General features: G+C 44.5%; 24 protein-coding genes. 1 reads left to right on the top strand and 23 read right to left on the bottom strand.

Annotated elements, in window-relative coordinates:
- Positions 1-55: 55 nt before the first annotated feature.
- The 21 genes from AC58PQ_RS04555 to liaF form a co-directional block, all read right to left on the bottom strand.
- Positions 56-1,603: an MDR family MFS transporter gene (locus AC58PQ_RS04555; RefSeq protein WP_497240787.1), complete on the bottom strand. Its 1,548-nt coding sequence runs from the start codon at positions 1,601-1,603 to the stop codon at positions 56-58.
- 55 nt (positions 1,604-1,658) lie between these two features.
- The gene (locus AC58PQ_RS04550; RefSeq protein ID WP_497240786.1) at positions 1,659-2,399 is read right to left on the bottom strand and encodes a bactofilin; all 741 of its coding nucleotides are present in this window, start codon (positions 2,397-2,399) and stop codon (positions 1,659-1,661) included.
- 25 nt (positions 2,400-2,424) lie between these two features.
- Positions 2,425-3,102 carry a polymer-forming cytoskeletal protein gene (locus AC58PQ_RS04545; RefSeq protein WP_497240785.1) on the bottom strand — a complete coding sequence of 226 codons (678 nt, stop codon included), beginning with the start codon at positions 3,100-3,102 and terminating at the stop codon, positions 2,425-2,427.
- Positions 3,103-3,115: 13 nt separating this feature from the next.
- Positions 3,116-3,745: a YhbD family protein gene (locus tag AC58PQ_RS04540; protein WP_497241288.1), complete on the bottom strand. Its 630-nt coding sequence runs from the start codon at positions 3,743-3,745 to the stop codon at positions 3,116-3,118.
- A 131-nt stretch (positions 3,746-3,876) separates the two neighbouring features.
- Positions 3,877-4,863 (bottom strand): class 1b ribonucleoside-diphosphate reductase subunit beta, encoded by a 987-nt coding sequence (gene nrdF, locus AC58PQ_RS04535; RefSeq protein ID WP_497240784.1) that lies wholly within the window; start codon positions 4,861-4,863, stop codon positions 3,877-3,879.
- 21 nt (positions 4,864-4,884) lie between these two features.
- Positions 4,885-6,969, bottom strand: a complete 2,085-nt coding sequence (gene nrdE, locus AC58PQ_RS04530) for a class 1b ribonucleoside-diphosphate reductase subunit alpha (protein ID WP_497240783.1) — start codon at positions 6,967-6,969, stop codon at positions 4,885-4,887.
- Complete coding sequence (nrdI, locus tag AC58PQ_RS04525) at positions 6,956-7,315, bottom strand: class Ib ribonucleoside-diphosphate reductase assembly flavoprotein NrdI (RefSeq protein WP_497240782.1); 360 nt, start codon at positions 7,313-7,315, stop codon at positions 6,956-6,958. Before nrdI ends, nrdE begins: the two co-directional genes overlap by 14 nt.
- 605 nt (positions 7,316-7,920) lie before the next feature.
- Positions 7,921-9,009 carry a 3-phosphoserine/phosphohydroxythreonine transaminase gene (gene serC / locus AC58PQ_RS04520; protein ID WP_497240781.1) on the bottom strand — a complete coding sequence of 363 codons (1,089 nt, stop codon included), beginning with the start codon at positions 9,007-9,009 and terminating at the stop codon, positions 7,921-7,923.
- 80 nt (positions 9,010-9,089) lie between these two features.
- Positions 9,090-9,599: a mismatch-specific DNA-glycosylase gene (locus tag AC58PQ_RS04515; RefSeq protein WP_497240780.1), complete on the bottom strand. Its 510-nt coding sequence runs from the start codon at positions 9,597-9,599 to the stop codon at positions 9,090-9,092.
- A 69-nt stretch (positions 9,600-9,668) separates the two neighbouring features.
- On the bottom strand, positions 9,669-10,226 hold the full coding sequence (locus AC58PQ_RS04510) for an NADPH-dependent FMN reductase (RefSeq protein WP_497240779.1): 558 nt from the start codon (positions 10,224-10,226) through the stop codon (positions 9,669-9,671).
- 190 nt (positions 10,227-10,416) lie between these two features.
- Positions 10,417-11,841: a type I glutamate--ammonia ligase gene (gene glnA / locus AC58PQ_RS04505; RefSeq protein ID WP_497240778.1), complete on the bottom strand. Its 1,425-nt coding sequence runs from the start codon at positions 11,839-11,841 to the stop codon at positions 10,417-10,419.
- A 239-nt stretch (positions 11,842-12,080) separates the two neighbouring features.
- Entirely contained in the window at positions 12,081-13,124 is a 1,044-nt protein-coding gene (gene aroF, locus AC58PQ_RS04500) for a 3-deoxy-7-phosphoheptulonate synthase (protein ID WP_497240777.1), read from the bottom strand.
- A gap of 154 nt (positions 13,125-13,278) precedes the next feature.
- On the bottom strand, positions 13,279-13,809 hold the full coding sequence (locus AC58PQ_RS04495; RefSeq protein ID WP_497240776.1) for a DUF2062 domain-containing protein: 531 nt from the start codon (positions 13,807-13,809) through the stop codon (positions 13,279-13,281).
- Positions 13,810-13,845: 36 nt separating this feature from the next.
- Complete coding sequence (locus tag AC58PQ_RS04490) at positions 13,846-14,802, bottom strand: 4-hydroxy-3-methylbut-2-enyl diphosphate reductase (RefSeq protein WP_497240775.1); 957 nt, start codon at positions 14,800-14,802, stop codon at positions 13,846-13,848.
- Positions 14,803-14,848: 46 nt separating this feature from the next.
- Entirely contained in the window at positions 14,849-16,339 is a 1,491-nt protein-coding gene (locus AC58PQ_RS04485) for a sensor histidine kinase (protein WP_497240774.1), read from the bottom strand.
- A 1-nt stretch (position 16,340) separates the two neighbouring features.
- Positions 16,341-17,030 carry a response regulator transcription factor gene (locus AC58PQ_RS04480; RefSeq protein WP_497240773.1) on the bottom strand — a complete coding sequence of 230 codons (690 nt, stop codon included), beginning with the start codon at positions 17,028-17,030 and terminating at the stop codon, positions 16,341-16,343.
- A 118-nt stretch (positions 17,031-17,148) separates the two neighbouring features.
- Positions 17,149-18,738, bottom strand: coding sequence for a S1C family serine protease (locus AC58PQ_RS04475; RefSeq protein ID WP_497240772.1), 1,590 nt, complete (start codon positions 18,736-18,738; stop codon positions 17,149-17,151).
- Between the two features lie 139 nt (positions 18,739-18,877).
- A complete protein-coding gene (locus tag AC58PQ_RS04470) occupies positions 18,878-19,291 on the bottom strand; it encodes a YugN family protein (protein ID WP_497240771.1) in 414 nt (137 codons plus the stop codon).
- A gap of 101 nt (positions 19,292-19,392) precedes the next feature.
- Complete coding sequence (locus AC58PQ_RS04465; RefSeq protein ID WP_497240770.1) at positions 19,393-20,046, bottom strand: response regulator transcription factor; 654 nt, start codon at positions 20,044-20,046, stop codon at positions 19,393-19,395.
- Complete coding sequence (locus tag AC58PQ_RS04460) at positions 20,043-21,083, bottom strand: HAMP domain-containing sensor histidine kinase (RefSeq protein WP_497240769.1); 1,041 nt, start codon at positions 21,081-21,083, stop codon at positions 20,043-20,045. The genes AC58PQ_RS04465 and AC58PQ_RS04460 overlap by 4 nt, the downstream gene beginning before the upstream one ends.
- Before the next feature lie 9 nt (positions 21,084-21,092).
- Positions 21,093-22,145, bottom strand: a complete 1,053-nt coding sequence (gene liaF / locus AC58PQ_RS04455) for a cell wall-active antibiotics response protein LiaF (protein WP_497240768.1) — start codon at positions 22,143-22,145, stop codon at positions 21,093-21,095.
- Positions 22,146-22,417: 272 nt separating this feature from the next.
- Between liaF and AC58PQ_RS04450 the strand changes: the two genes are divergently transcribed.
- On the top strand, positions 22,418-23,704 hold the full coding sequence (locus AC58PQ_RS04450; RefSeq protein WP_497240767.1) for an ammonium transporter: 1,287 nt from the start codon (positions 22,418-22,420) through the stop codon (positions 23,702-23,704).
- Between the two features lie 46 nt (positions 23,705-23,750).
- Here AC58PQ_RS04450 and AC58PQ_RS04445 read toward each other — a convergent pair whose 3' ends face one another.
- Positions 23,751-24,131, bottom strand: coding sequence for a hypothetical protein (locus AC58PQ_RS04445; protein WP_497240766.1), 381 nt, complete (start codon positions 24,129-24,131; stop codon positions 23,751-23,753).
- A 78-nt stretch (positions 24,132-24,209) separates the two neighbouring features.
- Complete coding sequence (locus tag AC58PQ_RS04440; RefSeq protein WP_497240765.1) at positions 24,210-24,875, bottom strand: PDC sensor domain-containing protein; 666 nt, start codon at positions 24,873-24,875, stop codon at positions 24,210-24,212.
- Between the last annotated feature and the right edge of the window lie 2 nt (positions 24,876-24,877).

Genomic DNA, 24,877 nt, shown 5'->3' with positions numbered 1-24,877 from the left:
TGTAAAAAAAGCCTCATCAAAGTAGATCATTCTACGTTGATGAGGCTTCTTTCATTTAAGCTTTCTGTTCTGCTGCAGCTTGTTCAGCCTGCTTATGCTCCAACGATTCGGTTAAGCGTTCTTTACTCATGAGAACAGCTGCAACGATAGCCAATGCTGTTGGAATCAGTGCCCACATGAATGTATACGAAATCGAGGAAGATAGCCCATCTGTAATTTTTTCTAATATTGGCGCTGGGATTTGTGCACGAGCCTCGGGCGCAAGAAGTACCCTTGGATCACTGAACGCCGGATTACTCGCCATATCACCTTGCCCGCTACTAGCGAAGATCTCCTTAAGCTTCGCTGTAAAATCATTCCGTTGAATGATTCCAAACAGCGTGATCCCTAACGTCATACCCAGGGAACGGACGAAGGACACAGTCGCGTTCACTGAACCGCGTTGGGACGGATCAAAGTGATGAATCGCAGAATTGGAGAGCACGGAGAAGCTCGCACCGATCCCAACACCGACGACAATCATGCACATTGTCACATACAAGCGGCTTGTATCAGGCTCAAGCTGCGTTAGCATGACCATACCTGCTGCTAGAATCACAACAAAGACCATCATAATATTGCGGTATGGCATTTTGTTCATTAAGATACCGCCACCAACAGCTGAGAACACGGAACCTACCATCATGGGCAGTAGGACAAGTCCTGAGTTCGTAGCTGTTCCGCCAATTACCCCTTGAATATAAATCGGGATATACACAGACGCTGTAATAAAGCCCATCCCACTTAATAAACCGAGCGCATTACTCGTGGTGAACAGGCGGTTTTTGAACATTGGGAATGAAATAATCGGTTCAATGACTTTTCTTTCAATGAAGATAAAGGAAACCGTAAGAATCGTAAAAGCGGCAAATAGTCCTATAATAATACTGGAATCCCATGCATATTCATTCCCGCCAAGCTCAAGGGCGAACATCATGCTGACAACGGCACCAACAAGCGTGACGGCCCCCCACCAGTCGATCTTTTGCTTCGTATGGATGGGAGATTCTTTATAGAACATCGCAATAAAGATAAGAGCCAAAATACCAAGTGGGATATTCACATAAAATACCCAGTGCCAGCTAATATAATCCGTTATATAAGCACCAAGCAGCGGTCCGAAAATACTCGATAAACCGAACACCGCTCCGAATAAACCGCCGAGCTTTCCACGTTGCTCTACAGGTACTGTATCAAACATGATTGTGAAAGCAATTGGGATTAGCGCACCGCCGCCAATACCTTGCAGGGCACGATAAATACTAAGCTGTACAATGCTTTCTGCGGTACCGCATAGGACGGATGCACACAAAAATACGATCAATCCAAAAATAAAAAAGCGTTTGCGTCCGAACATATCGGACAATTTCCCAAAAATCGGCATACCAGCCATTTCAGCAACCATATAGGCGGATGTAACCCAAATAAACTTATCGAGTCCACCAAGGTCTCCTACAATCGTTCCCATCGCAGTGGCAACAATCGTATTATCCATTGACGCCATCAACATCGCCAAGAGTAGACCCGCTAAGACAAAGCCTACTTTATTATTTCTATTTGTCATGCTCACACATTCCTTTACATTTGTTTTCGCCTTACCACCTGAACTTACAGGCTTCCTACATCTTGCGTGATTCCTTCACAAGGGCACCCTTCTTTTTCTCTAGATGCACCTTATATTCAACCAGATCGACTTCGCAACCAGGACCAATGACGACTTGGTTACCGCGAACAACCTTCGCTCTCGTATGCTCCAAGTAAATATCATCACCTTCAATGACCGAAACCGTTACCGCGGCATGCGGTGAGGGTCTGAAGAATAAGCTGAACGGATGAAGCATACTCGCTTTACGAATCCTTATTTTCTCTCCGCCGATCTCCTTCGCTGTGGAATCCTGGAACAGTTTGATGTCGATCTCACCTGCGTTAAGCAGTCCTCCAACATCAAACATGCCCTTCAGCTTAAAGACATCGACTTCGCAATCCCCGCCAGATGAGATATGTCCACTTAGCGCGATCTCGCTGCCTTGGATATGGCCCTTCACTTCCATCGTCCCTGAACCAGTAAGTGAGCCAATTTCCGCATCACCACTAATACTCACCGTCCCCGAATTTTTCATTGTATCGCTTTGAACATTACCCGTCAATGAAAAAGTGCCCACAATGCCTGTATGGCCTGCTTGCAGATCACCGTCCATCTCTAAGGTGCCTACACATTTCAGAAGACGGCATTTCGTCTCACCTTCGATGATGCCTTCGCCAACAATTTTCACACGATCATAGAGGCCGCCTGCCGCGGTCGAGCTGCCTGTAATCTTCAAATTCCCGATTGACGAACGCTTGTTTGCATCTTTTCTCATTGTACCTCATACCCTCCTCTCTATGCTACAATTTTTCGCTATGCTTCACTTTAGATCTTTGATCTTGCTCGAGCTTCGCCGTATATTCAATGAGTCCGATCTCACAGCCAGGTCCGATCTTAATATTCGCTCCTCTTACAACTTCAGCAGTCGTATACTCCAGATAAATATGATCTCCCTCAATCGTTTGAGCCGTCAAATGATTGCCAATAGCAATCGGCAGAATCTTCAACCAACGAGCCAAATTAATCCCTGGCTGTTTACGTACTGAGATCCGTTCTCCGCCGATCTCTTCAATTTTGCAATGCCCATGCAGCGTAACAAGGATGGTATCCGCATTGAGCGTTCCAACTTGCAGCCTGCCGTTCGCATTAAACTTCTCTGCCTCACAATTACCTATTATCGTTGTTGCACCATTGATTTCAAGGCTCTCGCCAGCATAATTGCCCTCAATCTTGACCTTGCCATGAATACGTGTACGCTTCGCCTTCAGATTTCCGTGAATCGTTAAGGTTCCATTCATCTCGGCTGTTTCAGCTGTCATGCTGCCATTCACTTCTGCTCGACCATTTAGATTAAAATCGGAGCAAGTAATGTCCCCTTCTAACCGTCCAAGGCCATCAATTTTGACTATACGAAAGCTCCCGCCGTTCGAAGAGCCTATCCCGGAAATCATCAAATTACGTTTCGTGTCTGCATGCATGGATACCACCTCCTTACAATGTTGTCATTTTTAGCTTGAGATCTTCAATCTTCTTCGCCACCTGCACGCGGAGCACGACCTTAACACCATGCTCGAAATACAGCTCACTGCCTGTCGTTACGAGCAGAAACACAGTTAAGCCCATCTTACGGATAAAAATCAAATCACAGGGCTTTCCTTCGAACTTGGCGTATTGCTCTTTCATCGTAAGCAGCAGGAGCTTCCCTTCATCGAGGCTCATTTCACCGGATTGTAAGCAATCCTCTAATAAGAACAGAAATAATGTTTCTTCAAAGCTATATACCGCAGTCGATCCCAAAAATGGGGACGCATAGTCAATGGTTTGCAGAGAAACAATGTTACGTTTCACTAACTCTAATTTGTCCATCTTCAGATCACTTGGAACGATGGAGAATACATCCGCTAATTCGTCCAATGATAAATCATCTTTCATATTCAAAATTTTATCGATACGCGCCAGCATCTGTCCCTTCGGAAAAAATGTTTCCTGCCCAGTAAATGCCGATTTACGGATAAACCATTCCTCGGGAACTAAGTTTTTACGTTTCCAGCGGTATAATTGACCATAAGATATACCAGTTAGCTCTAGCAGCTCTTTTTTCGATATCAAATCCTCGTCCAACATGCATCCCTCCTTCGCCATTTCAATGTAACATAACATTGTTACGCAGTAAATCAGCCTTGCGACTGAACTACAAAACAAACCACCCAGAAATCCTGAGTGGTTTGTTCTTCATCTATAGGCTTCAAATCTTAAAATACAAAGTCATCGTCCGTCAAAGCCTCGACGTGAATGGTGCGCACATAACCGTTTCCTTTTTTGGAGAAAAAGTCATGCTGCTTTGTCCGCGTGCTCAGTCCGTTGAGAACAATCGGGTTGATCTCCTCTTCAGCGAACATCGGTTCAACACCCAAATTCATAAACGCTTTATTCGCGTTATAGCGCAGGAATGCTTTCACTTCGTCTGCCAGATCCAGCGGTCCGTACAGACTATCTGTGTAGCCTTCTTCATTCGTATGAAGCTCTTTCAACAACGCACACAGTGTTGCGTACGCTTCATCTTGTTCAGCAGGACTAAGCTCCGCATAGACCTCTTGCGCCAACACGCCGATGTACAACCCGTGGATGCTCTCATCGCGTAGAATCAAGTCAATGATTTCGCCACTGCTCGTCATTTTCCCTTGTCCAGCCAAATACAACGGATAGTAGAAACCGCTATAGAACAAATAGCTTTCCAGCAAAACAGACGCAGCCATCGCTAGATACAGCTCTTTGGTCGAGTTAATATTTTCATAGAAATGTGAAATCTTATTCGCCTTAAACTGCAAGTGCGGATTACGCTCCACCCATTGGAACAGCTCATTAATCTCTTCTGTCGAAGACAGTGTAGTGAAAATTGAACTGTAAGACTTCGCGTGGATTTGCTCCATCATCCCCATGAAGCTAAGCACAGCTTTACGCTGCAGCCCATCAACATGCTCAAGAATCTTCGGCATCCCGATGCCGCCTTGCATCGTATCTAGCAAAGTCAGGCCGCCAAGCACTTTCATGTATAGCTCACGTTCAACATTGCTGAGTGTAATCCATGACATCTTATCATCAGACAATGGAATTTCTTCATCTGTCCAGAATTGCATAATATTTTGATTCCAGAACGTAATCGTAAAATCATCATCAGGCCGGTTCCAATTCACCGCTTTTTTGACGACGGGTTTATTGATCGTTAGTGCACTTGTCATGAATGGTAGTCCCCTTCCTAATTATACCGAGCAGCTTACACATTCCTCAACGGATAGCTGATTGGTTCGTGTGTAGTAGAGCGATTTAAGTCCTTTGTGTGCCGCATACAGGTATAATCTAGCAAGTTGTCTTGTTGAAACATCACTGTTTACGTGTAAAATGGTCGAGATCCCTTGATCCACATGCGTTTGAATCTCCGAAATGAGGTCAAGAATCTTGAATTGATCCATTTGATAAGCGGATTTATAGTAGAAGAAATTATCGCGCGCCATGAATGGCATCGGGTAGTACGTTGTTGAATTCGCATACGTACGCGTCTCAATCGGTTCAACAATTGGCATAACGCTGGATGTTGAATTTTGAATATACGAGATGCTTTGCGTCGGCGCTATAGCCAAACGGTAGGCATGGTATAGACCGTGCTTCTGCACCTCAGCTTGCAATGCTTTCCAATCGCTTGGCGACGGGATCGGCATACCTTCGAATAAAGCTTTCACTTTATCCGACAGCGGGCGGTAATCTGTTTCCGTATAACGGGTAAAATAGTTTCCATTCGCATATTCGGACAGCTCAAAGCCTTCGAATGTTTGTCCGGATTCTTTGGCAATTTCCATGCTTTTTTCGATGGAATAGAAATTCATCGCTGCGAAGAAGGTGCGAACGAAATCTCTCGCTTCGGCACTCTCATAAGCAATTTTGTTCTTGGACAAATAGCCATGCAGGTTCATAACACCAAGACCGACAGAATGCAGCTCACGGTTTGCTTTGGCGACACCTGGCGCATTGTGAATCGTCGTCATATCACTCACCGAAGTTAAGGCGATCATGCCTTCGTGTACGGTTTCGCGCAGCTTTTTACGATCCATCACGTTCGCGATGTTCATGGAAGCTAGATTGCAGCTGATATCGCGAAGAATCGTATCTTCTTGGCCATAATCATTAATTTCAGACGTTTCCTGCAGTTGGAAAATTTCCGTACAGAGATTGGACATCTTGATCGTCCCAATCCCCTTCAGGGCATGATCCTTATTGGCATTCGTACGATTCATCATATATGGATAACCGGATTCCAGTTGAGTTGTCGCAATTTTGGTCAGCATATCACGTGCATTCATGACTGCTTTCTTTTTTACCTTCGGGTTCGCTATAAGTTCTTCGTACATGACATCCATATCAAGATCATCCATATGTTTGCCGTAAGCTTGGAGAACGGTGTATGGTGCGAAAATATGTAGAGGCTTATTCTCCTCCGCTAGCTTATAAAACTTATTCGGTACAATAAGTCCAATCGAGAGAGTTTTCAAACGGGATTTCTCATCCGCATTAATTTTCTTGCTATCTAGGAATTCCAATACATCCCAGCCGAAAATGTTGTAATACGCCGCGCCCGAGCCCTTGCGTTGACCCATTTGATCCGCATAGGAGAATGCATCCTCCATAAGCTTAAGTACAGGTATAATGCCTTTGGCCGCGCCCTCAACGCCTTTAATCGTTTCACCGCGCCCACGCAGCTTAGATAAGTTTACGGCTACACCGCCGCCAATTTTGGAAAGCTGCATGCACGTTGCGAGCACATAGTTGATGGAATTTAAGGAATCGTCCATTTCTAACAAAAAGCACGATACCATTTCACCGCGACGACTTTTGCCTGCGTTCAGGAACGTAGGTGTTGCTGGCTGTAAGCGTTGCTCCATCATGGACAGGGCTAGCACACGCGCTGTCTCCGCGTTCCCGCGACCCAAGTACAGAGCTACAATCGCTACGCGATCAGCGAAATGCTCCAGATATAATGTCTTATCATCACTGCGTAATGCATAATCTGTATAAAATTTCGAAGCTGCCATATAGGATGCGAACTCGAATTGATTGTCATGTGCTACTTGATACACGCTGTTAACTTCAGCTTCGGTGTATTTGGTATAAACATTCTCGTAGAAGTTGTTATCGATCATATAACGAACCTTCGAAGAGGTATCGGGGAATGTGAGGCTGCGGCTGTGAACTTCCTTCATGAACACTTCAACAGCTTCTTTATCCTTCTCTAATTGAAAAAAACCATCCGTACCGCGTTGCATTAATTCATTATTAAGTTCAATGTGCCGCAATTGCCTGTACCCCCTGAACAAATCGTTCTACGTCATTTTTGGTGCCGGATAATTCAAATTTGGTTAAAACAGGAACATCGTAAAGCGCTGAGATTGTATCTGCACTTTTGGCGAAGCCGTCTCCCCAGTTGCGGTTACCGCTAGCTGCTACGCCTTGAAGACGAGAGGAATTACTTTCTAGGAAAGAAGCTACCTTGGGAGGAATTTGACCAAAACCCGTTGTATAGGTCACAAGCACGAAAGGCTCGTCCATTGTCATCGCATCCTCAATTTGAACCGCGGGCATTTGGAGTTTCGCAATAAAACGGCGAACATTTCCAGTCTTCGAATCGTAAGCAATCAACATAGCTTCCGTCTCCTATCATTCTCAATTCTCTCGATCTTAAGCACTCACTTGCTGGTAACTCACTTGCTGGTAACCTATATGTAGTAAACATTCACATTCTATCGTCTATCATTCGTGGGTGAAGCCAATCATTAATCGACAGAATCTGCATTTTCTTACCTGCTCCGTACGCGGTCAAAAAAACTTAAAACCTTAGGTTTCGCTTGCTTTCTGGCTCTATTTGAGCCTTCGGCTAGCAATCTCGCAATGTGCTTTTCATCACGACATCTAGATGATAGATTCAAATTTATATCAATATATTGTGTTTGTCAACGAGCAAAACGGCCTATTTACTTTTACAAAACACCTAATCCTAGACGGGGCGTGGCTCGCTAGGTTTATAAAAATATTTTCATTTTTTACTTGATTTTTTCGGAAATGTCGAAATGCCTAGGACTATACGCTCCTACTATATCTAGTTACTGATCCTGCCTAAACAACCGTCTCTACAACCTCTCAGAGAGCCCTCTACAGGCTTCCAAACCTTCAATCGAAATCTCATGCCTCAAACAAAAAAAAGCTATTCACGCGCACACGAGGGTGCCATGAATAGCTTAATTGGTTTCCTAGCTGTTGCGACGTTGGAAATCCGTCATGAACTCAGCTAGTGCTTTACATGATGTGTAAGGTACAGCATTATACGTAGAAGCGCGTAATCCGCCAACACTGCGATGACCTTTCAACCCAACAAAGCCTTGTTGTTCGGTTTCTTTAATGAACTTCTTCTCCAGCTCTTCATCTTGCAAACGGAACGTAATATTCATCGTTGAACGGCTGCCAAGATCCACAGGTCCGCGATAGAAGCCATTGCTGTTGTCGATTGCACGATAGATGAGGCCTGATTTTTCTACATTATTCTTCTCAATAACCGTTAATCCGCCTTGCTCCTCAATCCACTTCAATACGAGATTCACCATATAGATGGAATAAGCAGGCGGCGTATTGTAGAGGGAATTGTTTTTGCTATGCGTTTCATAACGCATCATAGTCGGAATTGTTTTTGGCAAATCAACAAGTAAATCGTCTTTAATAATCGCCACAGTCACACCAGATGGCCCTAGGTTCTTCTGTGCTCCCGCGTAAATCATACTGAACTTCGATACATCCACTGGACGACTCAGAATATCACTGGACATGTCACCAATCAAAGGAATGTTCCCTGTCTCCGGGAAGCTTTGGAACTGTGCCCCTTCAATCGTTTCATTGGATGTGATATGCAGATAAGCTGAATTTGGATCCAGATTGATTTCACTCAATGCAGGAATTTTCATAAATTTCTGTTCTTTCGAACTAGCCGCAAGGGAAACTTCTCCGAATAGAGCTGCTTCTTGCACAGCCTTCTCAGCCCAAGCGCCTGTCAGCACGTAGCTACCAACCTTGCCTGGCTTCAAGAAATTCATAGGGATCATTGAAAACTGAGAGCTTGCTCCGCCTGTCAAAAAGAGAATTTGGTACCCATCTGGAATACCAAAAATACGCTTCAACAATGCTTGTGTTTCATTATGTACTTGCTCATATTCTGCACTACGGTGAGAAATTTCCATGATGGACATGCCAATACCTTTAAAATCAACAAACTCCTCTTGCGCTCTTTGAAGTACTTCGAGCGGTAACGCCGCAGGCCCTGCGTTAAAGTTATAGGCCCTGTTTCCCATGATGACCACACCTTTGCTTTTTTGTATTATGGCTATGATAGCAATATTCTGTTCAAGCATCAAGTAAAACCTCAAACGGGTTATACGAAACTTGTCAGAATTCCACGATAAATCGCTACCATGTCTTCCAGCTTCATACGCACAAGCCCGCTGGAAGACGGGCACACATAGTCAATAACGCCCTCTACCATCGGCTCCGGTTGACTTCCCCATGAAATGCCTTTGCGGCCGCTATACTGCTCGTAAACGCCCTTTCCAACGAAGCAAACAACCTTGGGTCGATAAGTCTGAATTTTCTCTTTTAAAATGCGCCGGCCCTCTCGGTACTCTTCTGAAGTTATTTCCGCTGCTGTCAACGAGGGGCGTGACACAATATTCGTAAAGCCGTAGCCGATTTGAAGCAGATCGCCATCTTCTTGCGGCTTGTAGAGCCGTGGGGTTAATCCCGCTTGCAGCAGGATGCGATAAAATCGATTACTCGGATTCGCATAATGATGCCCGGTTTCCCCTGATCGGATACTAGGGTTATATCCAACGAAGAGAATTTGCAAATCCTCAACGATATGATCTGAAATTGCCGCTAGTTCCAACAGCGCACCTCTCTCTAAATGAATTTTAAATTCTCATACGTTGATTATTCCTGCCTTTAGCCGCAGCAGTTACACATTCGTCCGTCCCGAAAGTTGTTCGGCAAGCCCGAGGAAATATCCAACTACGCGACGAATTCGCTTCTCCACATCTGGGTGAATGTCCTCGAAGGCAACATCTGCGCGGAAGCTCTTACGTTGATCGCCACCAATCGAAATCCATTCCGGGCAGTTAATCCCATGTAGATTACGAACAACCGTCTGCAGCTGTGTCAGCGAGCTGACAGCAACCGCCCCGCCTGATGAGCTGACGGATAGCACAGCTTTGTCGTTGAAATGATCCTTTCCAACATGATCTAACGCATTTTTCAATACGCCAGAAATGCCGCTGTGATACTCAGGCGTTGCCAGAACAATAGCTTCCGCGGACAGCATCGCTTGTTTAAATGCCCCTAGAGCTTCGTGATCGTCTCCATCGTCTTCGGGTGTATAGAAGGGTAACGGCGTCCTATACAGGTCGATCAGTGTTACGTCCTGCCGCTCCTGCGTTGCCAAGTATTGAATATATGTGGCAAGTCGTGTACTTGTGGCAGCTCCATGATTGCTTCCTGCAATAATTGTAATTTTCATCGTCTTTCATCCTTTCCAAAACTAAGTAGCGTTACGAATAGTATACCTGACATTTTTCACTAGTTCAATCTTAATTATAATAATTATAAAATAATAATTATTATTTATATTATAATAAAAAAACTGCCCCCTTCATAGTGAGAGCTATGAAGGGGGCAGTTCTATAATGATATCGAATTATTGCTAAAAATTAGCAATCGAAGTAAAGGTTGTACTCGTGTGGGTGAATACGAATTGCTACTTGTTTCGCTTCGCCACGTTTCAAGTCGATGTAGTTATCGATGAAATCTTGTGTGAATACGCCGCCTTCAAGCAAGAAGTCGGAATCAGCTGCAAGTGCATCCAAAGCTTCGTCTAATGTACCAGGAACGCTGCGGATTTCAGCTTTCTCGCTATCTGACATTTCATAGATGTTTGTATCGAAAGGACCGTATCCAAGAGCACGTGGATCGATTTTCTTTTTGATACCGTCAAGACCAGCCATCAACATTGCCGCGAAAGCAAGGTATGGGTTAGCTGTGCTGTCTGGTGTACGGAACTCAATACGGCAACCTTTAGGTGTCACAGCTGCGATTGGAATACGAACTGCTGCAGAACGGTTACCTTTGGAGAATACAAGGTTTACCGGAGCTTCGTAACCAGGAACTAGACGTTTGAAGGAGTTTGTACTTGGGTTCGTGATCGCGATCAACGCTGGAGCGTGATACAGGATACCGCCGATGTAGTTAATAGCCATTTCGGAAAGGTTAGCATATGAGCCTTTTTCGTAGAACAAAGGGTTACCTTCGTTGAAGATGGACATATGAACGTGCATTCCGCTACCGTTGTCACCAAATAGTGGTTTCGGCATGAAAGTTGCAACTTTACCATATTCTCTCGCTGTGTTAGCAACGATATACTTGTATTTAAGCAGGTTGTCTGCTGTTTTAGTCAATGTGTCAAAACGGAAGTTGATTTCAGCTTGACCAGCTGTAGCTACTTCATGGTGATGACGCTCGATACGAAGACCTGCGTCAGCAAGTTTATTACACATTTCGGAACGGATATCTTGTTGGGAATCCATTGGTGCTACTGGAACGTAACCGCCTTTAACTGGAACTTTATAAGCAAGGTTTCCGCCTTCTTCTTTACGGCCTGTGTTCCAACCAGCTTCTTCGGAGTCAACTTCGAAGTAAGATTTGTTCATACCGTTCTCGAAACGAACATCATCAAAGATGAAGAATTCGGATTCTGGAGCGAAGTATGCAGTTGTACCTACACCTGTTGTTTGCAAATATTCTTCAGCCTTTTGAGCGATGCTACGTGGATCACGGTCATAACGGTCGCCTTCAGGTGTATGGATGTTGCTCATAATTACTAGTGTTGGATGTGCTGTGAAAGGATCCACATAAGCAGTTTCCGTATCTGGCATCATTACCATGTCAGATTGTTCAATACCACGGAATCCTGGGATGGATGAACCGTCAAAAGCTACGCCATTTACGAATGTTTCTTCATCTACTTCTGTAGAAGGCAAGGAGATATGCTGCGCTTTACCGGAAAGACCAACGAAACGAAAATCTACCCACTCAATATTTTTTTCCTTAATTAGGTTCAACACGTTTTGAACTGACATTTAAAAACCCTCCCATTTCCGTACATTCAACGTACTTTGCATGATTAATGTTCAACTTTTGCTTGTTTTCTTTCACATATTATATAGCGATACATCCAACACAGTCAATACTTATGTCAGGTATTTTTTAAAGATGTGTAAGCTATTCTTACACTTAAGCACAATTTTCACATGTATCCAAAAACAGGAAAAAAGTTTCTCCCTATTTATGGAGAAACCCATTCCCGTGAAACCGTATATTACGCCAAAATGGCTTCTTTCTTCGTATCAAACTTCTTACCAAGTAATGGAGCAAGTTTCTCAAGATCAGATAACAAATGAGCAAATTGATCTGGGAACAAGGACTGCACACCGTCACCTGTCATTGAATTGTCGGGATCTGTATGCATTTCAATGATTAAACCATCCGCTCCCGCTGCAACGGATGCCTTTGTCATTGGAACTACAAGCTCTCTCCGTCCTGTTCCGTGACTAGGATCTGAGATTACTGGCAAGTGACTCAGTTGTTTAAGTACCGGAATCGCCGACAAGTCTAACGTATTCCTTGTATAAGTCTCGAATGTACGGATTCCGCGTTCACAAAGCATAACATTGGGATTGCCGCCAGCAAGAATGTATTCAGCTGCATTCAAGAATTCATCATAGGTAGAGCTAAATCCACGTTTGAGCAATACAGGTGTTTGAATCGTTCCTAATTTACGAAGGAGATCGAAGTTTTGCATATTACGCGTTCCCACTTGCAGAATGTCCGCGTATTGTGCACATACATCAACGTACTCCGGTGTCATAACTTCTGTAATTGTAAGAAGACCATGCTTCTTACCCGCTTCAGCCATCATGATCAAGCCTTCAACGCCTACGCCTTGGAAGCTGTAAGGGCCTGTTCTTGGTTTAAAAGCACCGCCGCGAAGCACCTGTCCGCCAGCTGCCTTGACCAAGCGAGCAATCTCATCGATTTGCTCTGGAGTTTCTACCGCGCAAGGACCGCCCATCACGACGAGCTGCTCCCCGCCGATTTCAACACCTTTGATATTAATGACTGTATCCGCCGGATGGAAATCACGACTAGCTAGCTTGTAAGACTTCGAGATTTTCACAACTTGCTCAACGCCTGACATTTGACGAAGCTGTTCAGCTAATTTCGGATCCGCTTGACCGATGATACCAATTACCGTACGATCCTCGCCTTTGGAAACATGGGCTTGAACTCCTTGCTTTTCGATAAATTGCACGATTTCCTGAATACGCTCATCCGAAGTTTTGTTAGATGTAATTGCGATCATGTGATCCACGCTCCTAATTGATTTATTATGGGATAATTCATTATCAGTTCACTTGCACGCTTCAACGCTTGTTCGCTTCTACGCTTTTATGCTTTTAACCGCTAAAGTAAATATACAACGCTTGACGAGATTTCGTCAAGCGCTAATTTATTTGCTATTCATTTGTTTGCGACGGAGCTAACTGATCTTTGCGTATTCTACGCTTTTCTTTACGGCGATTCGCGTGATATTTGAGCAAAAGCACAACTGGGAAATAAGCAATGATGCCAAGGAAAAGACCAACGACCATACCACCCACAATTAAATCCAATCCGCTTTGAATAATATTAGATAGGAGATGTGGCAGATGATCGAGCTTTAAACCCTTAGGTACTAACGCTTCCCCAACCTGCTTGTTCAATATGGACATGGGAATATAGATGACTTTACCAAACACAAAACCAATTAAAGCTGCAGGCAGGTTCGCTCTCAGTAGATAAACCAATGGAAATATGAGAACAAAAGCAAAGCCCGCAGTCGGCAATGTGAACATCTCAACGAATAAACCTATCGAAAAGCCCCTTGCTACCATGGAAGGACCGCCCTTGGCACGTAAAAGAAGTAAATATTTGTACTTAAACCAACGTTTTGTACTTTTCCAATCGTAGCGAGCTTTCATCATTTTCACCTTCTGAGTACTTTGCATGCTAGTTTCAATCCCGTCGAGTGGAATAAGCAGGAGTTACACGTTACTTGCTGCTTTAGATTTTACAGTGGGAATCAGTTTCTTCATATTAATAGTACGTACGATTTCCCAAGTGGTTTCATCTTTCGCATCGTAGTTTTCCAAATAGGTAATAACCTCTTTGGTTATCGGTGTTGGCGTTGAAGCCCCTGAGGTTACCCCCACCTTACGAACATTCTCCAACCATTCACGTTTCAACTCAGAGACATCTGAGATTCGGTAAGCCATAACACCAGCGATCTCTTGGGAAACCTGCGCTAAGCGGTTCGAATTGTTACTTTTCGGATCTCCAACTACAATGACAAGATCAACTTCCTTTGCTTGCTCCGCGACAGCTTCTTGTCGAACTTGCGTAGCCAAGCAAATTTCATTATGAATTTCGGCTTTCGGGAAAAGTGCCAATAACCGATTCATAATATGTTTAATATCCCATTGACTCATCGTTGTCTGATTCGTAATGATGATACGGTTCGACTTCAGATTGAGTTGTTCCGCTTCCTCAAGCTTCTCAATGAGGTGCACATGTTCAGGAGCTACGCCAATAGCCCCCTCTGGCTCTGGATGCCCCTTTTTACCGATATAAATAATGTCATAACCGTCTGCAACTTTCTCACGAATCAAATCATGCGTCTTCGTTACGTCCGGACATGTAGCATCGACAACGGTTAAACCTTTGTCACGTGCCATACGTCTTACTTCTGGCGAAACGCCGTGAGCGGTAAAAATAACAGTCCCTGTTTCGACTTGCGACAAAATCTCGAGACGATTCTCACCATCCAGCGTGATGACTCCTTCTTCTTTAAAGAAATCCGTCACATGTGCGTTATGAACAATCATGCCTAGAATATATATAGGTCTGGGAAGATTTAAATTTTTTGCAGTTTGCATGGCGAGCGCCATAGCGTCAACAACCCCATAACAGTAACCTCTGGGGGATATTCGAACAACTTCCATGTCTTCCACCTACCTAAGCCATCGTATTTCCTCTAATTATATCTGATTATATGGCATGAGGGAAGTTTGCCGGCAGCCAGATTAAAAAGGTACTTCCTTCATCCTTCCGTGTGGTGACTTCTACTGACCCGTCATGCTCATCAATAATCCATTTGGCTATGGAAAGACCCAAACCCGTCCCCGTCGTAATCCCTCTCGATAAATCAGCGCGATAGAAACGATCGAAAATATGAGGAATATCTTCTTTATCCATCCCTATGCCGGTATCCGTTATCCGTAGGCCTACAAAGCTGTCCCTTCGTATCGCCTCAATAGTAACAGTCCCCGCAGGTGTATATTTAAAAGCATTTTCAATAAAGATAAACAACAATTGCTGCAGATAATCACGGTTTCCATGCACAATTGCATCTTCGAGCGCTTCTAGATTACCTACTTGCCACTCGGCCGTATGCTCGAGCAGCTGTGCTCTCCTTACCACCTCATGAACTAGCGGCATGAACTCGATCGGTTGTTTCTCCATGAGCACACCAGCATCCGCCCTTGCAAGCGCAAGTAAATCATTGACTAACCTACTCATCCGCTGCGCTTCGCCGGCAATATCGTGCATAGCTTCTAAGGAAATCTGGACTTGGTCGGGCGTAGCCAGCGCTTTGGTCCCCGACGTTTGCTTCCACATTTTCTCCAGCAAATCTACGTTGCCTCGGATCGTTGTCAGTGGCGTTCTGAGCTCATGAGAAGCATCCGATACGAATCGACGCTGCGCGCGGTAAGCTTCATCTAATTCCACATACGTAATCTGTATGCGCGACAGCATGCCATTAATCGTATTCGTCAACCGCCCTATTTCATCTAGAGGACCATCATAGTGAATTCGCTTCTCTAGATCATCTCCACTCTCGATTTGGTTCGCAGCATCAATCACACGCTCAATCGGCTTAAGTGCCTTGCGCGCCAAAAACCAGCCCAATGAAGTTGCAACAATAATGGTTAAAATAGCCCAAATGATAAGCGTATTACGAAGCGTAACCGCGGTTCTCTCATAACTTCTTATGGGCACAGCAGATTGCAAAATGCCAATGAGGTTTAATTTATTATCCGTTATGCCTAGGTGATAAATGAGAAAATCCTGATTAAGAATCTTGGTTTTCTCAAAAAAACCAACCTCACCTTGCTCCTTGTTGACTTGCCGTTGCAGTTTATCAATCGTCGACTGCTCAATGGGGAGTGTTTGATCATAATATTGCAAATTTGCCGATCGGTTAAAGCTCTTCAGCACAATATTATATAATTGTAAAAACGTATTCGAGGAGTTGAAATCACGACTCTCCAACTCTAAATCGATGGCAAGTCCTTTCTGAGAAAGAACTAAACTTTTCTGAATACGTGTGGAGCTGCTGACAGCTTCCCTTTTGACATCTTGACGAATTTGATCATACAGGAAATAGTTCAAGAAGAAATAGAGCACAATTCCAAAAAGCAGCATGGTGATGGCCAATATGCCTGAATACCAGAGCGTTAGCCGCAGGCGAAGCGACATCTTAATTTTCCCCTCTCAATACATAGCCTGCTCCTCGAACCGTTTGAATCAAACGTTTATGGCCAAATTCCTCTGTCTTCTGACGCAATAGCGCTATGTAAACCTCTAAGACATTGGACTCACCACTGTAATCGTAGCCCCATATCTTCTCCATTATGATATCCCTCGACAGAACTCGTTTTGGATTTTGCATGAATAAATGCAATAAATCAAACTCTTTCGTCGTTAATTCAATCAGCTTCTCATTGCGGAAAACCTCACGTGTATCTAAATCTAGGATAGCGTCTTCAAAGCTTAGCCGATTGTTCATCTGTTCAGGTCGTTCCGTTCTTCGACGAAGTAGTACACGAACTCTCGCTAGCAGCTCTTCCAAAGCAAAGGGCTTGACCAAATAATCGTCAGCACCCAAATCCAGACCTTTCACGCGATCACTGATATCGTCCTTCGCAGTCAGCATAAGGATCGGCACTTCACTACCGCTTTCACGAATCCGGCGAACAACTTCCCAGCCATCGATATGCGGCATCATGACGTCCAAAATAATAAGCTGCGGCTCTGTCACCAGCATTTGCTTGAGACCCTCTAAGCCATTGGCTGCTGTGGTAACCAAATAGCCTTCAAAGGCAAGTCCTCGTCTAAGCATGGATGTGATTTTCTCATCATCATCAATAACCATAATATTTTCTCTCACTGGTCCGTCCCCCATTCTATACTACTTTCTATTGTAGCAAAATTACCGCTTAGCAAAAAGAAGCAGAGCCTGCAAGCTTGAGGCCGCGGACTCTACTTCCTTTTCATTTACTTGCAGGTTACGGAGCAAGTGTCTCCTCAACCGTATTTTTGTCTCCAACCGTAACAGGGACTTCGGTCCGCTTACCATCACGAATGATACCTAGTGTCACTTTATCGCCAACCTTGGTAGCTTGAACCTTTGTGATCAACTCTTGCGAGTTTTTGATTTTCGTACCATTCAAATCTACGATCACATCGTATTGACGCAAGCCTGCTTGGAACGCTGGGCTCTTACGTTGAACACTGCCAACCAAAGCGCCATCTGTGTTAGAAAGCTTCAATTCACTAACCCAATCTTTACCAATATCTTGCAGACCAACACCAAGGTAAGGAATTGGCTCCTTCGGAATTTTCACATTATTTTTGAGATTTTCTAGAACAGATGAAATTGTGCTTGTTGGAATAGCAAACCCAATACCTTGCGCTTGTGAGCTTACTGCTGTATTGATCCCAATCACTTCACCGTTAAGGTTCAGCAGGGGACCACCTGAGTTACCAGGGTTAATGGAAGCGTCCGTTTGCAATAAATGCTTATATTCACGCGTACCCTTCTCATCCGGAATGCTAATTGGACGTTCCTTGGCACTAAGCACACCAACGGTTACCGTGTGGTCGAACCCGTATGGGTTTCCGATTGCAACAACCCAATCACCAACGTTAACGTCATCCGCTGAGCCAAGCGGGAGGATTGGGAATTCTTTCTCACCCTCTATTTTGAGTACGGCCAAATCCAAATCGTAGCTGTTACCCAGCAATTTCGCTTTAAAAGGCTTCTCATAGCCTTCTACGGTGATTTGAATTTCGTCTGCACCGTCAACAACATGCTCGTTCGTTAAGATATAACCTGTTTTTTCGAAAATAAAGCCAGTTCCCATGCCCGCTGGTTGCAACTGTCCGCTTCCTGTGTCATTTTGACCACTCTTCGGCGTTGTTTGACCACCACCATTGTCGCCAAAAAACTGACGGAAGAACGGATCATCAAAAAGTGAGTTACCACCATTGCTGCGGCTTGAAGTCTTCGGCTTTACGAGCGCTTCAACCTTTACAATCGCAGGTCCAGCGTTCTGAGCAATCGCCGCGATGTTACCAGGGCGAACAACGTCAAGAGCAGCATTCTTCACTTCGCCGCCATTGTTGTTTGAGCTGCTTGCTGTGGTTGTCGCTGAACCAGAAGCTAGCGGTTGGTTGCCTGAGAACATGTTCGTTTTATCCGCTGTAAACATCAACGCACTGACAACAAGTGCTCCTGCCATGAATGCTGCAAAAATGCTTTTCACCGAGGAACGCTTCTTCGCATTCGGGTCCCAGCCTGCTGGACCTTGCGAGCCAATCTCTGGTCCGAAGCTGAACGGGCGTAACGTCTTAGGCGGAGTCACTTCTACATTCGTCGTGACTTCCGAACCTGAGGAAGAAGTCGTTAAGGATTGCCCTTCATTTTCTTCATTAAAAGCGGATTTGTAAGGCCCATATGAATAGTAGTAGGAAGGTCTTTCTTTATTCGTGTCCTGCCCCTCGGTATCATGTGCTTGTTCCCGCTTCGTATCCTCGTTGTTATCATTATTCTGCGGCTTGAAAAAGTCGCTATAGTCTTTTTTGTTATCTTCCATAGGTCTTACCTCCATTGATTAAAGTTATAAGTGCATGTTTTCTTGAAGGATCATGTTGTTCTCTATGTGTCTATCATGCACTCACAACCTTAAGCGAATATTAAAAAACAATAAATGGGAGGTAAAAATAGGACATAAATTAATGAATCCAGGCTTTTTCAACTTTTTGCAGTACGTTCGCAGCTTCTTTCACCCATTTATCCTCGATGCTCGCATCGGAATCCAGTGGCGTTTGGAACTGATCAATCAATGCGCCTGCGGTCTCAATTTCAGCCTCAGGATCTAATCCTTCATTATACACATGCTTCAGCACAAAAGGGGTACCTACTTCGACGACTGCATCCGTCGCCTCAACATCGCCGTCAATTCTGCCGGTAATGACTTGAACGGGAATTCGCAGCCACACCTTATTCGCCTCATCTAGAGAACGATCAAAGTAGCCATGGTCGTAATCCCAGCCCCCGCCTAAATTAAAATCAAACTGTTCTAGCTGGGCACGCACCTTGTCAAATGATTCTTGAACCTGTTCCAGTGAGGAAGATAGTGGTTTCATTGAGATGGACACTCCTTAAGCGCTCATAGTATTTTACTTACGCATAGAATGTGCCAATTTGACGTTTTTATGTGTGATAGTCCCTCTATTTGTTCATTCTGCTAAACCCATCCTTTGCGATGAGCGAAAATGGCTAATTGTGTCCGATCATCAAGTTCACATTTCATCAACAAATTGCTGACGTGTGTTTTGACCGTTTTGATACTGATAAAGAGTTCTTCGGAAATGTCCTTGTTGTTCTTCCCTTCGGCAATTAACATAAGCACTTCCCGTTCCCTAACCGTTAATCCTTCTTGTTCCGGCACTTCACTTCGCTGTCTAATGCCTCTAGTCAGTGCTTGCGATACTTCAGCATTCATAACAGGCATCCCGCGGTATGCGCTCTGAATCGCGTGAATCAGCTGATCCGATGAGACGGTCTTCAGCATATAACTAATAGCACCCGACTCAACAGCCTCCAGAACTTTGGCTTCCTCCAGAAACGAGGTCAACATGATCACTTTCACCTGTGGAAACTTGTCGCAAATCAGCTTCGTCGCACCAATCCCATCCAACACTGGCATCGTTAAATCCATAAGAATCACATCAGGCTGCGACGTCTCTAAGTGTCCTTCATTCAACTGATCGAAGGCATCTCGACCGTTCGACGCTTCACCCACCACTTCTAACCCAGGCTCCAACGAAATATAAGTACGCAAACCCACTCGTACCATATCGTGATCATCAACAATCATGACTTTAATGTTCGGATTCATTCTTGTTTTCCCCCTGAATGTCCAGAAAATCGCGGAATACGTACGCGCACGCGAGTTCCAGAGCCTAATTTGCTATCAATCTCCACTTCGCCGCCTAGCTTTTGCGCTCGTTCTCTCATCGTGGACAGGCCATGCGAAGCGGAAGGAATATCTCTTCGTTCAAAGCCTTGACCATCATCTTGTAATTGCAACACATATTGATGTTCTCTTTCGTAGATCGCCAATCGAACTTGCTTAGCCGAGGCATGCTTGATGACATTCGCAAGTCCTTCTTGAATAATGAGAAAAAACTGATGCTCTATGGCCTCAGAGATGAGTTCAGGCAGCGAAACATCAAGTTGACCCTGGAGTTCATGGGTCCGGCAATATTCCGGGAACCATTTCTCCAGGGCTTCTTGTAAGCTCATATCCTTTAATTCAATCGGTCTTAGCTGTGATATGAGACCCCGCATCTGTTTCTGAGCATGATGGGACATCTCGATGAGCTGATTCATCAAGGTAGGTGCAGCGGCTGGGTTTCTTTCTAAAATCTTCGGAAGGGAGGAAGCCGACATATGGATAGCAAATAGTTCTTGGCTCACCGTATCGTGGAGATCTCTCGCTAGTCGGCGTCTTTCCTCCATAACTGCATTCTCTGTTAACTCCTGATCCCGAATCGCTTCTGCTTCCCCTAGCTTTTGCATAAGCTGTACCCGTTCTTCTATTGATGTAGCCATGCTGTTAAAAGCGGCATACAAATACAGGAAGGGTTCCACAGGCTCCATATCAATACGAACCGAGAAATTCCCTTTAGACAACTCCAGCATAGCAACATGCAGTTCATCTACCTTGCGCTGCCATCTTCGAGTCGCAATATACCCAACAGTCAAGCACACCACAAGAATGGCTATTACTAACCACATCCGAAACTCCCAAGAACTGAGCTGCTCCTCAAAATATTCAAGTACGATATAAATACCAGATACCGTCAGTACACTCGAGATCAGAAAGTAATTCAGCAGCTGCCACTTCATATTGAACATTCGCAATTTGTACATGCTCCATCCTTAACCTATCTTTTTAATGGTGATATCTCCGATAAACATGCTTGTCGTTACGACGATTTTATGTTCAGCTTCTTCATAGTGAGCGGTTTGCGTTCGAATGTTGCGTAAAAAACCACTTTCAAAACGATCAAGTACCTTCATATCGCCAATAAAAGAACTTGCCATGACACGAACCTCAACGTCCATGTCATTCGGGATGAAAATCTTTACGTCCCCGATGAAAGCCGTAACATGAATCGTTGTTTCACCACGAGGAATTGAGGCACGCGTTAGATCGATAACGGAGTCACCAATAAAGTGAGAGATTTGTACCGGCTTTAACTCCCAAGCCTCTTGACCAAGATGAACATCTCCGATAAAGCCATGACGGTGTAGAACATTACCCGAATCGAAATTCCGAACAAAACCATCATATTTGTTTTGGGGGTGGCCATCCTTCCATTCATCATGCTTTTCGTCATCGGGGTATGCACCGTGAATATCCCTTAGCACTTCCTTCTCTTCATCGGTTAGTCCATGTTTCACATTGTTTGACGAAGCGTGATTCATCTGTTCTTTCGGATTGCTGGAGGAACCTTTGGACGTGTTCCACGCTCCTGACTCCCATTGCTGCTTATGGTGTGAATGGCGGAATCGATTCGCTTCTCGCCGTGCTCTTCTTTCTTCATCTCTTGCTTTCTTTATTGCAGGCCAATCAGGTGACTCTTTTTTGCTTGGTCTAAAAATAACATTTAAACCAAACAATATTAAAGCTACTGGAATCAGAAATTTAAACATTTCGCCCAGCGATAGATCGGTAAGATTTAAATTGTTCAATAGAAAAATAGTTCCGACACCACACAACATCAAGCTGCCAATCGACCCACCCCAATGATACTTACGCTGTGAGACGAATCCAATAAGCCCATAAAAAATAAGAATAGCAGGCCAATACGTAGAAAACATATAGGCGACATCAACGTGAAGGATTCCCAATTGATTTAGTAAAAAGAGAGTGCCCGCGGATACGAGAACAAGCCCCCAGATCATTCTTTGAAACATATGCGGATTCATACGTTCTTCCTCCATTTGTGTGAAGCTTTGTTAAGATAACTCTAGTTTATAAGATACTAGGTAGAATGAAAAGAGACGTTGGATTGAAGGCGTCCTCCGTCTGGAGACCGATATTTCAGAGGCAACCGCATTCAAACCTCACATGATTGTTGTATAAGACGAACATTTCAACTATCATGTCATGTATTCTCACGCATTTCGTTGACATGCTTATCATCAGAACCGTATAATTGGTGCTGAGAACGCAAGTATTATAAGGAGAGATTACAAGAATGGATCAAATCCAACAACTTACGTCTGGACTAGACACAATTTGGGTTGTTTTGACTGCTGCCATGATTTTATTAATGGAAGGCGGCTTCGCCTTACTAGAAGCAGGGTTTGTACGACAAAAGAATGCGGTAAGTATTATCATGAAAGTATTTGTAGATATTGCATTCGGCGCTCTTATTTTTTACTTCTTTGGATTTGCACTGATGTACGGGAAAGACATAGGGGGAATCATTGGTACAACAGGATTTTTCATGGGAGGAGATTTAACACACATCGCGTTAACCATCTCGCATGATACCTATTGGTTATTCCAATGCGCCTTTGTTATCGCCGTTATCTCGATTGTATCCGGAGCTGTAGCAGAACGCATCAATTTTCGCGCTTATATTCTTTATACGATAGCCATGACTGGATTAATCTATCCCATTGCTGGCCACTGGGTATGGGGCATTCATGGATGGCTTGGCAAGCTTGGCATGGTTGACTTCGCTGGGTCAGCCGTTATCCATGGACTTGGCGGATTCTCCGCTCTTGCCGCAGCAATAATCATTGGCCCGCGAATTGGCAAGTTCACTGCCGATGGAAAAGCTAACATCGTTCCCCCATCTAATCTACCACTTGCCTCTGTAGGCGCATTTATCCTTTGGTTCGGATGGTTTGGTTTTAATGCTGGAAGTACATTGAGCGCTACCAATACGTCAATTGGGCACATCGCAGTCACCACGATGCTATCCGCTGCTGCAGGCTGTGCGGCCTGCATTCTGTTCACTATGATGCGTTATCGCAAGGCAGATCCACCCATGGTTATCAATGGCGCGCTCGCTGGACTCGTCGGCATTACCGCAGGCTGTGCCTTCGTCAGTGACGCTGCAGCGATATGCATTGGCGCGATATGCGGAATTGCCATGGTCTTCGCAACGGAAATACTGGAAGCCAAACAGATTGATGATCCCGTCGGCGCCTTCCCTGTACACGGTATCAGTGGCAGCATCGGTACACTCGCCGTTGGTTTATGCGCAATGCCAGATGCAATCCGCGAAGGAACAGCTGGATTATTCTATGGTGGAGGCTTTCATCTCTTAGGCGTTCAAGCATTAGGTCTCGTTACCGTCTGCACATGGGGCTTCATCATCACTTGGGTTGTTATGAAGCTGATTAAGTTAATTGTTCCCTTACGCGTAAGTCGGGACGAGGAATTAGTTGGTCTAGATGTTGGCTCTCACGGTGTTCCAGCCTATAGCCAGGAAGAAGGATTCTTGGACTTACAGCATTTGAAAAAAGAATGAGTACATAAGAAGAAGAGGACACTGCAACCGCAGTGTCCTCTTCTTCTTATGATGAAAATATATCTTCGAATTCGTCTGGGAACGTAATATCGTCACCCGGCTTAGAATCACTCATGATTTGTCTTGCTTGCTGGATTTCGGCACGAAGCTTTCTTACTTGCTCCATAGGTTTCTTCACATAATGGATATACTCTACAGCAAGATGATGATCGGGCTTCTTACCGGAGAACATGCGTCGAAACGATGACATTGTTTGATAAGCCCGTTCTTCCTTCATTCTCTTGATCTCATATCGCTCAACAACCTGCTCAATCTCCCGAGCCTGTTGCTCTTTGCGTGCGATAAAAGCTTCCAAGAAGGGAAGTACCTCCGCGGCTTTTCTAGTTGTTCTCAGGGGCTTTCCATCCGATCGCAATGCTTGTAGCATGTTCCATCACCTATCTCTCCGTGTTAAGATTTATAACAGTAATCTTATTTTACACTAAAAAGAGTGGTTTGAGAACTATTAATTTAACACGAGATCGATTCCAACGACACCAATTGGCATTCCCATGTCATCTATGACGGATTTAGACAATGTAATACATGGTTTTTTCGTAATAGCTGACACGTACTCTTCCGAAATGAAGAGTTCACCCGCCATTGCACGCTTCCACCACTCTCTCCCTTTGGCATTCACTAAGCCCGCCTCTGGCTGCGAGTAGATAAAGGTTCCATCTCCGCGATTCGACCAGATCGCTTCAATCCCTGCTGTTTTCTTCAATATGCCGTGTAAATGCGAGGCATGCTTATCTTCCACCAATGATTTGATGTCAGGTACTCGAACAAGTGCGTTCAACAATTGCTTCATTTCATCAATATTTGCATGAACGCTTCCATGCTTACTCTTCATTCCGACGGCTTGAATGGCCTGGACGAGCTCTGCGGAAGAGCGATCTAAGTTTTGATTGATATGTTGAAGTCTTGAAACCTCATGCCGCTGCTTTTTCATTTGATCCAGTGTATGCTCAACGCTCGACATCGTCTCATTCATCAAATCCACCACTTCTCCTAAAGAAGTTCTGGTCCCAGTAACCAGGGTGGATTGGTGTTGCGTTGAACTAGTGGTACTTGCCACTAGGCTATTCACGTGAAGGATCAATGAGAAAATCGTATCGATCTTCCCTTTCATCA

The sequence above is a fragment of the Paenibacillus sp. J22P143 genome (genome assembly GCF_059692035.1).
This window is presented reverse-complemented; position numbering and strand designations above follow the sequence as displayed.

What these genes read in the sequence shown, in the direction of transcription:
- AC58PQ_RS04555 (WP_497240787.1), bottom strand. Translation starts at nt 1,603, where the DNA reads ATGACAAATAGAAATAATAAAGTAGGCTTTGTCTTAGCGGGTCTACTC.
- AC58PQ_RS04550 (WP_497240786.1), bottom strand. Translation starts at nt 2,399, where the DNA reads ATGAGAAAAGATGCAAACAAGCGTTCGTCAATCGGGAATTTGAAGATT.
- AC58PQ_RS04545 (WP_497240785.1), bottom strand. Translation starts at nt 3,102, where the DNA reads ATGCATGCAGACACGAAACGTAATTTGATGATTTCCGGGATAGGCTCT.
- nrdF (WP_497240784.1), bottom strand. Translation starts at nt 4,863, where the DNA reads ATGACAAGTGCACTAACGATCAATAAACCCGTCGTCAAAAAAGCGGTG.
- nrdI (WP_497240782.1), bottom strand. Translation starts at nt 7,315, where the DNA reads ATGTTGATTGCTTACGATTCGAAGACTGGAAATGTTCGCCGTTTTATT.
- serC (WP_497240781.1), bottom strand. Translation starts at nt 9,009, where the DNA reads ATGGGAAACAGGGCCTATAACTTTAACGCAGGGCCTGCGGCGTTACCG.
- AC58PQ_RS04510 (WP_497240779.1), bottom strand. Translation starts at nt 10,226, where the DNA reads ATGAAAATTACAATTATTGCAGGAAGCAATCATGGAGCTGCCACAAGT.
- glnA (WP_497240778.1), bottom strand. Translation starts at nt 11,841, where the DNA reads ATGTCAGTTCAAAACGTGTTGAACCTAATTAAGGAAAAAAATATTGAG.
- aroF (WP_497240777.1), bottom strand. Translation starts at nt 13,124, where the DNA reads ATGATCGCAATTACATCTAACAAAACTTCGGATGAGCGTATTCAGGAA.
- AC58PQ_RS04495 (WP_497240776.1), bottom strand. Translation starts at nt 13,809, where the DNA reads ATGCAAAGTACTCAGAAGGTGAAAATGATGAAAGCTCGCTACGATTGG.
- AC58PQ_RS04490 (WP_497240775.1), bottom strand. Translation starts at nt 14,802, where the DNA reads ATGGAAGTTGTTCGAATATCCCCCAGAGGTTACTGTTATGGGGTTGTT.
- AC58PQ_RS04485 (WP_497240774.1), bottom strand. Translation starts at nt 16,339, where the DNA reads ATGTCGCTTCGCCTGCGGCTAACGCTCTGGTATTCAGGCATATTGGCC.
- AC58PQ_RS04475 (WP_497240772.1), bottom strand. Translation starts at nt 18,738, where the DNA reads ATGGAAGATAACAAAAAAGACTATAGCGACTTTTTCAAGCCGCAGAAT.
- AC58PQ_RS04470 (WP_497240771.1), bottom strand. Translation starts at nt 19,291, where the DNA reads ATGAAACCACTATCTTCCTCACTGGAACAGGTTCAAGAATCATTTGAC.
- AC58PQ_RS04465 (WP_497240770.1), bottom strand. Translation starts at nt 20,046, where the DNA reads ATGAATCCGAACATTAAAGTCATGATTGTTGATGATCACGATATGGTA.
- AC58PQ_RS04460 (WP_497240769.1), bottom strand. Translation starts at nt 21,083, where the DNA reads ATGTACAAATTGCGAATGTTCAATATGAAGTGGCAGCTGCTGAATTAC.
- liaF (WP_497240768.1), bottom strand. Translation starts at nt 22,145, where the DNA reads ATGAATCCGCATATGTTTCAAAGAATGATCTGGGGGCTTGTTCTCGTA.
- AC58PQ_RS04450 (WP_497240767.1), top strand. Translation starts at nt 22,418, where the DNA reads ATGGATCAAATCCAACAACTTACGTCTGGACTAGACACAATTTGGGTT.
- AC58PQ_RS04445 (WP_497240766.1), bottom strand. Translation starts at nt 24,131, where the DNA reads ATGCTACAAGCATTGCGATCGGATGGAAAGCCCCTGAGAACAACTAGA.
- AC58PQ_RS04440 (WP_497240765.1), bottom strand. Translation starts at nt 24,875, where the DNA reads ATGAAAGGGAAGATCGATACGATTTTCTCATTGATCCTTCACGTGAAT.